Source organism: Enterobacter sp. HNDS-6 (assembly GCF_039850505.1).
GTDB classification, from domain to species: Bacteria; Pseudomonadota; Gammaproteobacteria; order Enterobacterales; family Enterobacteriaceae; genus Enterobacter; species Enterobacter kobei.
Genome location: NZ_CP156673.1, coordinates 874608 through 889252 on the forward strand (window position 1 = coordinate 874608; position 14645 = coordinate 889252).

General features: G+C 61.5%; 3 protein-coding genes. All 3 read left to right on the plus strand.

Annotated elements, in window-relative coordinates:
* Positions 1-331 precede the first annotated feature (331 nt).
* The 3 genes from ABFI50_RS03980 to ABFI50_RS03990 all read left to right on the plus strand — a co-directional run bounded on the left by ABFI50_RS03980 (position 332) and on the right by ABFI50_RS03990 (position 14645).
* Entirely contained in the window at positions 332-10969 is a 10638-nt protein-coding gene (locus tag ABFI50_RS03980; RefSeq protein WP_347485420.1) for a BapA/Bap/LapF family large adhesin, read from the plus strand.
* Positions 10970-11046: 77 nt separating this feature from the next.
* Positions 11047-12450, plus strand: a complete 1404-nt coding sequence (locus tag ABFI50_RS03985; protein ID WP_023337674.1) for a TolC family outer membrane protein — start codon at positions 11047-11049, stop codon at positions 12448-12450.
* Entirely contained in the window at positions 12447-14645 is a 2199-nt protein-coding gene (locus ABFI50_RS03990) for a type I secretion system permease/ATPase (protein WP_088127211.1), read from the plus strand. Before ABFI50_RS03985 ends, ABFI50_RS03990 begins: the two co-directional genes overlap by 4 nt.

A 14645-nucleotide genomic window follows, 5' to 3' on the forward strand; every position in this document is an offset into this window, starting at 1 on the left:
CCCTCTTCATTGTTTACCCCTTTATTTACGCAAGCTTAATTTGCACATTCAGAGTTTTCTGGCTATATCATTTTTATCTCCTCAAAACAAATTCCTCTATTAATTACAGGGTTTTATAAGACGCAAAACACGAATAAAACGTATTTCTTTCATATGTAATTAGATTCGCTCTGATGTTGCCACTCTGAATTCTGGCGGGCATCGTTCGCTCTAAAAAAGACGGTGAGGTCTGTTTAATTAACATTCACTCCGCCGGGGGCGCCCTTTACCTTCTACAGAGATGGCTCGTCTTGCTCGCCGTTCACGGTAACTCTGCTGGAGTCATAACGAAATGAGCCAAATCTCTGTTATATCGAAACTTACTGGCGTGGAAACGACAACGGAAGGCACTCAGGTCACGCTGAGCCATTCCTCTATCGTTGAGCTTCATGTAGAGCGAGCTGATGTCTCCCATTTCGCGCGAAGTGGTAACGATCTGGTGGTGACACTGCACTCAGGGGAAGTGATAACCCTTAAAAATTTCTACGTCACGGACGCGCAGGGCGTAAGCCAGCTGGTACTCCAGGACAGCGACGGTGCGTTATGGTGGATAGAAGATCCTGCCGGGGCCGCCACGTATGAATCTATCGCGTCGACAGACGTGCTGCTTGCGGCATCCGGAAGTGATACCGGTGGCGCGGCCATCTGGCCATGGGCGCTGGGCGGTATTGTTGCCGCAGGCGGCATCGCGGCGGCGGCAAGCACCGGTGGTGGTGGCGGGGGGGGTGACGATGATGACAACGGCAGCAACCCCGGCACGCCGACAAACCCTTCCGATCCGGATACCACTCCTCCGAATGCGCCATCCGGCCTTCAGTTCTCGCCGGATGGTAAAACCGTCTCCGGTACCGCCGAACCGGGCAGTACCATCACGCTGAAAGACGCCGACGGCAACGTCATCGGCACCGGTAAAACCGGCAGCGACGGTAAATTCACCATCGACCTGGGGACGCCGCTGACTAACGGCGAACAAATTACCGCCACCGCGACGGATTCCTCCGGGAATACCAGCCCGGGCACGACCGTAACCGCTCCGGACACCACCGCGCCGGATGCCCCGGACATCCTGCTGGTAAATGACGATGCCGGCGACAAAGCGGGCCCGCTGGAAAACGGCCAGCGCACCGATGATGCCCGCCCGACCTTCAGCGGTATCGGCGAGCCAGGCAGCACCATCACTCTCTACGATAACGGCAAGCAGATTGGCACCACTACGGTGGATGCTAAAGGTAGCTGGAGCTTTACCCCCACCACCGATCTCGCCAACGGCAGCCACACCATTACCACAACCGCGACCGATGCGGCAGGCAATACCAGCCCGGCATCCACTGCCGTCAGTTTTGTTGTCGATACGGTTGCGCCCGGCGCGCCCACCATTAGCAGCGCAACGGACGATATTGATCCCGGCAAAGGAACAGTAAGCAGCGGAGGCAGCACTAACGATCCGCGTCCTCAGCTCTCGGGTACCGCCGAACCAGGCTCCACCGTAACCATCTATGACGGCTCTGTCGCTATTGGCACGGCGGTCACCGGCAGCAACGGCACGTGGACCTTCACGCCATCGGTCAATCTTGGTGAAAGCACCCACCAGTTCACCATTCGGGCAACCGATGCCGCTGGCAACACCGGACCCGCCTCTCCGGTATTCACCCTCACCGTGGATCTCACCCCTCCGGCAACGCCCACGGCGATTGTACTGAGCGATGAGACCGGGGCCATTAAAGGCGCAATTACCGCTGGCCAGTTCACCGACTCCTCTGAACCACTGCTGGCGGGACGGGGAGAGCCTGGCGGCACAATCCAGGTCTATGACAATGGTGTGCTAATTGGGCAAACCACCGTGCTGCCAAACGGCACCTGGAGTCTCAGGCCAGACAACCCGCTCGCGGAAGGCCCGCACTCAATCACCATTAAACAAACCGATGCGGCGGGCAACCAGAGCGCAGAATCGCAGCCGGTGAACTTTACCGTGGATACCACGCCACCGGCGCTGCCCGTTATTGCCATTAACCCGGTGGGAACCCAGGTTACCGGCACCGCCGAGCCAGGCAGCAAAATCGTCATCACCAACAGCAACGGCGACGTGATTGGCCGCGCCACCACTGACGGCAACGGTAACTTTGTTGCGACCCTTTCGCCTGCACAAACAAACGGCGAGCAGCTTTCGGTGGTAGCCACTGACGCGGCGGGCAACCAGAGTCCGGCTGCGTCCCTCACCGCACCGGACACAACACCCGATATCCTCTCTGTGGTGGATGATCAACCCGGCGTCACAGGCCCCATCAGCCAGAATGGGATTACCAATGACCGCACCCCTACCCTGAACGGCACGGCGGAGCCAGGCTCGACCATCACCATCCATAGCGGCGGCGACGTCCTCGGCACGGTTGTTGTTCCATCATCTGGCCAGTGGACCTTTACGCCATCCACCCCGCTGGCCGAAGGTGCCCATGTACTGACGGCGACATCAAGCAACGGTAACGTTTCAAACGCCTGGACCATTACCATTGACGGAACGGCGCCTGATGCGCCCGCCATCACCCAGCTTGTCGATAATGTCCCTGGGGGCACCGGCCCGGTGGGTGTCAACGACACCACCAATGACGCAACGCCGACGCTCAACGGTACCGGTGAACCCGGCTCAACGATCACCATCCGTCTGGATGGCGTCGATATTGGCACCGCGGTGGTCGGTAGCAGCGGCGCGTGGACCTTTACGCCCACCACGCCGGTTGGCGACGGCACGCATACCCTGACCGCGATCGCCACCGACGTCGCCGGTAACACCAGCCCGGTATCCGGTGGATTTACCTTTACCGTTGATACCACCCCACCGCCGGTCGCGACGCTGGCAACCGTCATCGACGACGCCGGAGACGTTAAAGGCCCGCTCAGCAGCGGCGATACCACGGATGACACCCAGCCGTTACTTCAGGGGAGCGCCCCGGATGGCACGGTCATCACCGTGTATGACGGCACCACGCTGCTCGGTACCGCAACGCTCGACGGCAGCGGCGGCTGGAGCTTTACCCCTACCACGCCGCTCACCGACGGCCCGCATTCGCTGACGATCCATGCCACAGATGCCGCCGGGAATACCTCGATTTCGGATCCGTTTGAGCTGGTGATTGATACCGTCGCACCGGCCACACCGGACACGCCAGCCATCACCGTAAACCCGGATGGCTCAGCACCCACGTCGCTGAACCCGGGGGAAACCACCCGTGATACTACGCCGACGCTGAGCGGTACCGGTAATCCGGGCGATACGGTGACGATTTACAACGGCACCGACAAAATCGGTGACGCCGTGGTGGACGGCGACGGCAACTGGAGCTGGACGCCATCCACCGACCTGCCCAACGGCACCTATGACATTACCCTGACCGTCACCAACAAGGACGGCGCGGGCAACGAAAGCGCCCCGTCCCAGCCGGTGACTATCACCATCGACACCGACGCGCCGGCTGCGCCCGCGGTCCCGGTCATTACCGACAGCGTCAGCCAGATAACCGGCCCGGTTGCCGATGGCGAAACCATCAACGATCCGCGTCCGGTACTGAGTGGGACCGGCACGCCGAATGACGTGATTACCATTTACGACAGCGTTGATGGCGGCACGCCAACCGCCGTGGGTAATGTCACGGTAGACGGCAACGGCAACTGGAGCTGGCGTCCTGAAAGCGCCATTGACGAGGGCAGCCACGAATTTACCGCTACCGCCACCGACGAGGCGGGTAACGTCTCTGACCCTTCTACGGGGATCACCATCACCGTCGATACCATCGCACCGGATACCCCGGTGATTAGCGCCGTCGCCGGTGAGCCGAATGGCGGTTTTACTACAGATACCACACCAACCGTCGGCGGAACCGGTGTGACGGGTGAAACGGTGATCGTCTACAACAACGGCGTCGAGCTTGGAAGCGTGGTTGTGGTTAACGGCGAATGGTCTTTGACCCTGCCCACACAGACGGATGGCCCGCTGAACATCACCGTTGCGGCAGTTGACGCAGCGGGTAACCTCAGCACACTCAGCCCGGTCTATACCGTCACCGTCGATACCACTGATCCTGAGATCCCGCTGATTAACAGCGTTGAAGACAGCCAGCTCACCAACGGGACGCTCTACACCCGCGACGGTACACCAACCCTCAACGGCACCGGCGAGCCGGGTTCCACCGTGATTGTCAGCGTGGACGGTACGCCATCCACAGTACAGGTCACCGTCCAGTCGGATGGGACCTGGAGCTGGACCGCCGACACCACGCTGGCGGAAGGCCCACACAGCTTCACCGTCTCGTCGGTCGACCCGGCAGGTAACGCTTCCGGAGACTCTGCGCCGCTTGCCGTCACGGTGGATACCGTGCTTCCGGCAGCGCCGGACAATATCAGCGTGGCCGCACAGGGGACGCCGCTGACCGGTACCGGCGAAGAGGGCGCCACCATTATCGTCAAAGACGCCAGCGGTAACATGATCGGTACCGGGGTGGTCTCCGGCGGCAACTTCTCCGTGGCGCTCAGCCCGGCCCAGCAGGACGGCGCGGCGCTGACCATCACCGCCACGGATGCCGCAGGGAATCTCAGCCCTGAAGCCTCCTATACCGTCACCGGTACGCAGCCGAACCTCCCGGACGTGCCCGTCATTACGTTCATCAACGACGATACGACCCCGGTCACGGGCGATGTGAAAGACAAAACCACCAACGACACGACGCCGACCCTTGTCGGGACGGCAGAGCCAGGCAGCATAATCACTGTCTATCAGGATGGCGTGCAGGTTCTGCTGCCAACCGTGACCGCCGATGCAAACGGCAACTGGAGCTATACGCCAGCTCTGCCGCTGGGTGAAGGAGCGCACACCTTTGAGGTCACCGCCACGCTGAATGGCGAAACCAGCGGACGTTCGCCGGTGGCGACCGTCACTGTTGATCTCACCGCCCCTGACGCGCCTGCCATTGGCGCAGTTATTGATGATGTCGGCCCGGGCACCGGCCCTCTCACGGACGGGCAGACCACCAATGACAACCGCCCAACCCTGACCGGTAGCGGCACGGCGGGCGATACTATCTCCATTTACAGCAACGGCACCCTGCTGGGCACCACCGTGGTCGGCCAGACGGGTAACTGGAGCTTCACGCCGTCCGCGCTGGCGGAGGGCAATAACGTCCTGACCATCCGTGAAACCGATCCGGCGGGCAACCAGAGTGCACCATCGGCAGGCTTCACCATCGTGGTTGACACCAGCTCCACCACCCCGGAGATTGTTAACGTCACCGATGATGTCGGCAATACCGCCACGACCGTGATCAGCGGCAATACTACCAACGACGCAACGCCTACCCTCTCCGGTACGGCGGAAGCGAACAGCGTGGTGACGATCTTTGATGGCAATACGCAGCTTGGCATCGTCACGGCGGACGGTACCGGCGCGTGGAGCTTTACGCCTGAGACCGCCCTCGTCGAAGGGCCACACAGCTTCACCGTCAAGGCCACCGATCCGCAGGGTAACGTCAGCCTGTCGTCAAACGCCTGGAGCGTGGTGGTTGACCTGACGGCGCCAACGGTCCCCGTGCTGGAAACCGTCAGCGACAACGTGGCGGGCGGGATTGTCGGTAATCTCACCACCGGCCAGGTCACCAATGACACCACGCCAACGCTCAGCGGGACAGGCGCTGTCGGCAGTACCATCCACATCCTGAACAATGGCGTGGAAATCGGTACCGCACCGGTAGACAGTAACGGAAACTGGAGCTTTACCCCTAATCCGGCGCTGGGAGATGGCAGCTATAACATTCGCATCAACGCCAGCGATGCCGCCGGTAACGTCTCAGCCAACTCGCCGGTTTTCGCCTTCACGATCGACACCGCAGGCCCAGCCGCACCGGTGGTCACCAGCGTGATTGACGATGTCGGTCCGGTAACCGGGACGCTCACCAGCGGAAACAGCACCAACGACACAAAACCCACCTTCAACGGCACGGGCGAAGTCGGTTCCACGGTGCACATCATTGTTGATGGCAGCGAGATTGGTACCGCGGTCGTCAATGCTCAAGGGAACTGGACCTTCACCCCGGGTACCGCGCTCACGGAAGGGCCACATGCCATCACCTTCAACGCCACCGATACTGCAGGCAATACCGGCAGCACGTCGGCACCGATTAACCTGACGGTGGATACCTCCGCACCGACAGCGCCGTCCATTTTGACCGCGAGCGATAACGTGGGCAGCGTTCAGACACCGCTCTCCTCCGGGCAGAGTACGGACGACACCACCCCAACCCTTAGCGGCACAGCCGCGGCCAACGCGACCATCACTGTCTATCAGGACGGGCAGCAGGTCGGCACCGCCCAGACTGACGGCAGCGGCGCGTGGAGCTTTACCCCGTCCACAGCGCTGGCGAATGGTAGCCACACCTGGTCCGTCACGGCCACCGATGCGGCGGGCAACGTCAGCCCCGCATCGCCTGACTTTACGCTGGTGGTGGATACCACTGCGCCTAACGCGCCGGTTATCAGCCAGGCGGTTGATGACGTGGGCACGATCATCGGCCCTGTCAGCTCTGGACAAAGCACCGACGACACCCTTCCGCGTCTCGTTGGTACCAGCGAGCCGTTTGCCACGGTGAACATTTATGAAGGAACGACGCTGGTGGGCACCGGTACCGCGGATGCCAGCGGAAACTGGAGCATTCTGCTGACCACCTCGCTGGCAACCGGTCTACATAGCTTTACGGCTCAGGCGACGGATGCGGCAGGTAACACCAGCGCGCCGTCAGCGACCTTCAACCTGACCATCGACACCACGCCGCCTGCGCAGCCGGTGCTGAGCAGCATTGTGGATGACGTCGGGAATGCCGCCACGCCTGTCGCCAATGGCGGATTGACCAACGACGCGCAGCCAACCCTCACCGGGACGGCGGAAGCGGGCGCGACGGTGAAAATCTTCGATAACGGCGTGCAGATTGGCAGCGTTGTCGCCGCCGGCGGTAACTGGAGCTTTACTCCATCCCCAGCGCTCAGCGATGGTCAACACAGCCTGACGTTTACCGCCACCGATGCGGCGGGCAACGCCAGCGCACCCACCACCGGGTATGTGATCAACGTGGATGCCACCGCGCCAGCCGCACCGGTCATCAGCGCGATTGTAGACGACGTGGGCAGCGTTACCGGGCCGGTGACGGGCAATAACCCGACCAACGACACCCGACCAGCGTTGAGCGGTACCGCCGAAGCCAATGCGACGGTGCGTATCTACGACGGTAGCACGCTGGTTGGAACGGTCACCGCCGATGCCAACGGCAACTGGACGCTGGCGCAAACCACCACCACGCTGACGGAAGGTTCGCACAGCTTCACCGCCACCGCCACCGATGCCGCGGGCAATACCAGCGCGCCATCGACCGTGACCACAATCCTGGTTGACCTGACGGCACCGGGCGCACCGACCAGCCTGCAGGTGATCGCTAACGGAACCCAGGTCACCGGTACCGCTGAAGCGGGCAGCACCGTCACCATCACCAGCGGTACCGGAACGGTGCTCGGTACCGCGACCGCGGACGGTAACGGCAATTTTAGTGCTACCCTCACCCCGGCGCAGACCAACGGTGAAGCGCTGCTGGTCTACGCGACCGATAAGGCAGGTAACGCTGGCGTCAGCGCCTCGGTGGTTGCGCCATCAACCAACATTCCAAACGCGCCGGTTATCGCCAACATTGACGATAACATCGGTAGCGTTACCGGAGGGCTGACCAACGGTAAAACCACCGATGACACCACGCCAACCCTGAGCGGCACCGCACAGCCGAACGCCACCGTCACGCTGTATAACAACGGCGTGTCGATGGGTACGGTAGTGGCGGATGCCAGCGGTAACTGGAGTTTTACGACCCCGGCATTAAGCGAGGGATCGCACGCCTTTACTGCCACGGCAACCAACTCAGCCGGCACCAGTCCGATCTCGCTCTCGACAACCGTTATCGTCGACGTGACGGCGCCAAACGCGCCTGCCGGGACCTTTAACGCTGACGGCAGCGTATTGACCGGTACGGCGGAAGCGGGCAGCACCGTCACCATCCGCCTCGCGGACGGGTCAACGGTGACCACCACCGCAGACAGCAATGGCGCCTACAGCTACACCTTCCTCAACAAACAGACCGAAGGCCAGACGCTGCAGATCACCGCCACCGACGCGGCGGGCAACACCTCGCTGCCCGGCTCGGCGATCGCGCCGGTGGTGCCGCTCTCCGCCAGCAATAACGTCGAAGAGTTGGATCTCAGTACCACGGCCACCGTCACCAACAGCCAGTACAGCGACTACGGCTTCCTGCTGGTCGGCGCCGTGGGCAACGTCCTGATGCTGCTCGGGAACGACACCGCGCAGGTGAACTTCACGGTGGGCAACGGCGGGAGCGCGGATATCGTGGTGAACGCCAACGCCACGGGGGCTGTGCTCTCTCTGCTTAACACCCTTGAGCTGGTGGTGCAGCACTACGTCAACGGCGCCTGGACCACCGTGGTGGATACCGGACAGCCGCAGTTTGCTGACCTGCTGACCCTCGGTGCCACCGGCGTATCGCTGAACCTGACCGGGCTGGCTGACGGCAACTACCGTGTGCTCAGCTATAACACCAACCTGCTGGCGACCGGCTCCTACACCAGCCTCGACGTGGCGGTGAAAGAGACCGGTCCGGGCACGGTCACGGGCGATACCAGCCTCAACGGGAACGTGATTCTGGATACAGACCCGACCGCTGGCAGCGACAACGCCCCGGCCGGAACCACGATCTCCGCCGTTACGAATGCGCAAGGTGTTACCACCAACATCAATGCCGACGGGACGGTGGTCCAGGGACAATACGGTACGCTGACCATTAACCGCGACGGCAGCTACTCCTACACCCTGACCGACACCAGTGCGGCAGTCATTGGCCGGACAGAGAGCTTCACCTACACCATCACCCATAACGGCGTCAGCGCCTCGGCACAGCTGGTGGTGTCGCTCGGAACGGGAACCGTCAGCAACGGCATTGTCGCCGTGGACGATACCAACGCCCTGACCTTCGACACCAGCGTGCACGAAATCAATAACGGCACCTCGTCTCAGGGCGGCTTTACCCTGGTGGGTATCAATCTCGGCAACACGCTGGGGCTTAACCTGTTGGACGATATGACCAACCCCATTATCTATAACGTGGAGGAAGGTACCACCCGCACCATGACCATCCAGGCCTCCGTTGGCGGCGTGGCGCTGGCGTCGGTGTTTGATTTGTACGTCTATAAATTTAACAACGCCACCCAGACTTTCGAGCAGGTACGCGTCGAGTCGGGCTGGCTGCGTGCCCCGCTGCTGGGCGGCACGTCACCTCAGCTGACGCTGCAATTGCCTGCCGGGGAGTACCTGTTCCTGCTGAATACCGCGTCCGGGATCACCGCCCTGACGGCCTACACGCTGAGCGTTCTGCAGGATCATGTCTACAGCGTATCGAGTATCAGCGAGACGACCACGGGCGACGTGCTGGCGAATGACCCGGTTCCAGCAGGCACGCTGGTTACCGAAGTGAACGGCGTGGCGGTCAACGGCACTGGCACCACCACCATTCAGGGGGAATACGGCACGCTGACCATTAATTCATCCGGTCAGTACACCTATACACTGAGGAGTGGTGTCGGTGTGGACCATATCAGCACGCCGGATACCTTCGTCTATACCGTCACCGCGCCAGACGGCACGAAAGACACGGCATCGCTCAACATCACTCCAACCGCCCAGCCGATGAATGCGGTGAACGATGTTAGCGCCGTGATGGATGTAACGTCAGTACACCATACGTCAGCGTACTCCGATACCACCGTGGGTACGGCAAGCTGGACGACAGCCTTGCTCTCGTCAACCCAGGGCAGCGGCAGCGGAACCTTCGTGGTGGATCCAAACACCGCGCTGCATAACGCCTCGCTGCACTTTAACGTGGCCTCGTTGCTGGCACTGGGCGGGCTGACGGTGAACTGGACAATCAGCGACGGCTCGGGCGTGATCCGCAGCGGCTCCTTCAGCGGTGGCTCGCTGCTGGGCGGCAGTATTGACGTTCCGCTGACCGGGCTGGATCTCAACGCCGGGACCTACACGCTGAGCTATACCGGTAGCGTACCGGGGCTGAGCGTCGGGAACATTACCATTACCCCAAGCGTCAACGGCACCACTTACTCGCTGACTGATTTTGACGCCACAGGCACTCACACCGTCAACGGCAATATCTTTGACGGCACCGACTCGGGCGGCGTGCTGGATCAGCTCCACTCGGTGGATACACGCGTCAGTATTACCGGCTACAACGGCGTGACCACCACGCTGGATCCGTACACCGGCAGCGCAACCGTCAATATCACCGGCCATTACGGCACCCTGGCGATTGCCGCTGACGGGCATTACACCTATACCCTCAACAGCGGGGTATCGCTCTCATCCATGACCTCGAAGGAGACCTTCAACTACACCCTGACCGATGCCACCGGGAAGACGGACAGCGCCTCGCTGACCATCAACATGGCGCCGCAGTTCATCAGCTCTGAACACAACGACGTCATTACCGGCACCGCCTACGGCGACACGCTGATTTACCAGGTGCTGAACAATACGGTAGGGAATGCCACGGGGGGGAACGTCAGCAGCACCGCGGGCGACCACTGGACCGGCTTCTCGCTGGCGCAGGGGGATAAAATCGACATTAGCGACCTGCTGGTGGGCTGGAACGGTAGCGCCTCCACGCTCGGGAACTACCTCCATGTCACTAATAGTAATGGTAATACCGTGATCTCCATCGACCGTGACGGTGCAGGGAGCACCTACACTAATACCACGCTCGTGACGCTTGATGGCGTTCAAACCACCTACGACGAGCTCGTTAACCAGCAACACATCATTACCACATAACAGCTGTAGTACTAACCCGGGCGCACAGCGCCCGGGGATTAATAATAAAGCTGCACTTATTTTATTAGGGACATGACATGGGAATGAAGATGCCTTACTGGTGGCTCTCGTGCTGCCTGATATCTGTGCCCGCTCTGTGCGCGAATCCGGCGGCGACCATCAATACCGGACAACTGCGCGAAACGCAGGAACTCCCCTCACTGAATGGCCGTGTCGCCCCTGCGGCTGGCAACGCCGCGCCCGGCTCATTACAGCTTGGCGAGGCCGTCAACCGTGCCGTTACCTGGCATCCGGCGATCGGTGAAGCCGTGGGCAAACTCTACGAACAGAGCGAAGAAGTCGACGTCGCCAAATCGAAATACTATCCGCAAATTAACGCGGGCATGGACAACGGGTACTCCCACGACGGCGATCAGAACGGCTTTACGCCGTCGCTGGTGCTCTCTCTTTCACAAATGCTCTACGACTTCGGCAAAGTGGCCAGCCAGGTACGGGCCGAAAATGCCGGCGTTGCCCAGCAGCAGGCCAACGTGCTGGTGAGCATCGACACCATCGCCCACGATACCGCCATCGCCATGGTGCAGGTGCAAACCTGGCAGCAGATGGTCGACACCGCCAAAGAGCAGCTCGATGCCCTCTCCTCAATAGGCACACTGACCCGTCAGCGTAACGACGAAGGGGCGACCTCGCTTTCTGACGTGGTGCAGACCGACGCACGTATTGAAGGGGCGCGCGCGCAGCTGATGCAGTATCAGGCCAGCCTCGACAGCGCCCGTGCCACGCTGATGAGCTTTCTCGGCTGGAACAGCCTGAACGCGATCAGCAATGATTTTCCGCAAAAGCTGGCCCGCAGCTGTGACATCGCCGAGCCGGACGATCGTCTGGTTCCGTCTGTCCTTGCCGCCTGGGCCCAGGCCAACGTCGCCCAGGCCAACCTCGACTACGCCGACGCGCAAATGACGCCAACCGTCTCGCTGGAGCCGGAGGTCCGTCACTATCTGAACGATCGCTACGCGGGCAGCGAAACGCGGGATCGCACGCAATATTCCGCCTGGGTGAAGGTGCAAATGCCGCTCTATCAGGGCGGCGGCCTCACCGCCCGGCGTAACGCTGCCGGACACGCGGTGGAAGCGGCGCAGTCGACCATTCAGCGTACCCGTCTTGATGTCCGCCAGAAACTGCTGGAGGCCCGCAGCCAGGTGATGAGCCTGCAAAGCACGCTGCAAATTCAGGGCCGCCAGGAGGCGCTCAGCGCCCGTACCCGCGAGCTTTACCAGCAGCAGTATCTCGATCTCGGCTCGCGCCCGCTGCTGGACGTGCTCAACGCCGAGCAGGAGGTCTATCAGGCACGCTTCACCCAGCAACAGACCCTCGGTCAGTTGCACCAGTTACAGCTCAACTGCCTCTATAACACCGGACAATTGCGTCATGCGTTCGATCTTGATAACCGCACCATCCAGACCGTGGAGATCCAGCCATGAAGCAACGCGAAATTCCGCAAGAAGAAACCATGACAGATGAGGCGCTGGCGCAGTGGGCGCAGGCGTTTGGCTTTGTTGCCACGCGCTACCGCGTCGCCTGCTCGCCCGGAGCGCTGATTGCGAGCGCCCCCTGGCTGAAAGGCAAACCGATGGTACCTGCCCTGACGCAGCTTGCCCGGGAAGCCGGGCTGACGTTCCAGCTGCTCACGGCCGATCGGCAGTCGATCAACAGCTGGCGCCTGCCGGTGGTGGTGGCGCTGAACGACGGAAAAATTGGCGTGGTCGACAGCTTCGACGGGGAAGACACGCTGGACGTCAGCTTTTTCGACGACAAGATGCATACCAACCGTCTGTCGATGAGCGCGCTGCTGCCCACCATCCGCCACGTTATTGCCCTGCGCCCGCTGGCCGCGCTGAAGGACAGCCGCGTGGATGCCTACATCTCGAAATACCGCCCGGACTGGCTCTACCGGCTGGTGATGCGCGATCTGCGCCCGTACAGCTGGGTGATGCTGGCAGCCTTGTTCATCAACCTGCTCTCCCTCTCCGGCATTGTCTTTTCCATGCAGGTGTATGACCGGGTGATCCCTGCCCAGTCCTACCCGACGCTTTACGTCCTGACCATCGGCGTGCTGATCGCCACCCTGTTTGGTTTTGTGCTGCGCGTGGCGCGCGGACACATTATGGATCTGCTGGGCAAACGCTCGGATCTGCGGGTCTCAGACCGCGTGTTCGGCCACGCCCTGCGGCTGCGCCACAGCGCCATTCCGCGCTCCACCGGCAGCTTTATCTCCCAGCTGCGCGAGCTGGAGCAGATCCGCGAGATGGTGACCTCTTCCACCATCTCGACCATTGTCGACCTGCCCTTTTTCTTCCTGTTTGTGGTGGTACTGGCGATCATCGCGCCGCAGCTGGCGTGGATCGCCCCGGTCGCGGCGGTGATCATGGTCCTGCCCGGCCTGCTGCTGCAGAAGAAGCTGGCGGAGCTGGCGAAGCAGTCGGCGCATGAATCAACCCTGCGCAACGCGGTGCTGGTGGAGAGCGTGCAGGGGCTGGAGGACATCAAGCTGATGCAGGCGGAGAACCGCTTTTTGCAGCAGTGGAACAGCTATATCCAGATCACCGCCGAATCCGGCCTGCGCACCCGCGAACTGACGCAGAACCTGATCAGCTGGGGGATGACCATCCAGAGCCTGGTCTACGCCGCGGTGATTGTGGTCGGCGCGCCAATGGTGATCGACGGCACCCTGACCACCGGTTCGGTGGTTGCCGCGTCGATGCTGGCCTCCCGGATGATCGCGCCGATGGCGACGCTGTGCGGCGTGCTGGCCCGCTGGCAGCAGGTGAAGGCCGCCAAAGAGGGGCTGGACAGCATTATGCAGCTGCCGACCGAGAACCAGCGCGAAGAAACGCCGATCCGCCAGGACGTCCTGCGCGGACACTATCTTTTCGAACAGGCGCAATTTCGCTATCAACCGGACGATCCGCGCATGGCGCTACGCATTAACCGTCTGGAGATCAAGCCGGGCGAGAAAGTGGCGATCCTTGGACGTAACGGCGCGGGCAAGTCGACACTGCTACAGGCCATGGCGGGCGGAATGGATCTGGCGGCGGGCGAATTGCGGCTTGATAACCTCAGCCTGCCACATCTCGACGTGGCGGACGTGCGGCGCAACGTCGGCTTTATGACCCAGAACGCGCGGCTGTTTTACGGCACCCTGCGCGAGAACATCACCCTTGGCATGCCACGCGCCACCGACGAAGAAATTTTCGAGGCGCTGGAGTTAACCGGCGCAGCGGGCTTTGTGCAGAAACTGCCCAAAGGGCTGGACTACCCGATCATGGAAAACGGCGTGGGGCTTTCCGGCGGGCAGCGGCAGTCCATTCTGCTGGCGAGGATGCTACTGCGCGATCCGAATATCGTGCTGATGGATGAACCGACCGCGTCGCTGGATGAGCACACTGAACGGGAGTTTATCCAGCGTCTGGGCGACTGGCTCGGCAACCGTACCTTGATTGTCGCCACCCACCGCGTGCCGGTGCTGGAGCTGGTGGAGCGCGTGGTCGTACTGAAAGAAGGGATGCTGGTGATGGACGCGCCAAAAGCGCAGGCGCTTAACAACAGCCGCATTCAGCAACAGCAGCAGCAGGCAGCAACCGGACGGGAGTGGAAAAATGAAAATCAGTCAGCGTGA

Coding starts and splice junctions, on each gene's coding strand:
- ABFI50_RS03990 (WP_088127211.1), top strand. CDS start 12,447: ATGAAGCAACGCGAAATTCCGCAAGAAGAAACCATGACAGATGAGGCG.
- ABFI50_RS03985 (WP_023337674.1), top strand. CDS start 11,047: ATGGGAATGAAGATGCCTTACTGGTGGCTCTCGTGCTGCCTGATATCT.
- ABFI50_RS03980 (WP_347485420.1), top strand. CDS start 332: ATGAGCCAAATCTCTGTTATATCGAAACTTACTGGCGTGGAAACGACA.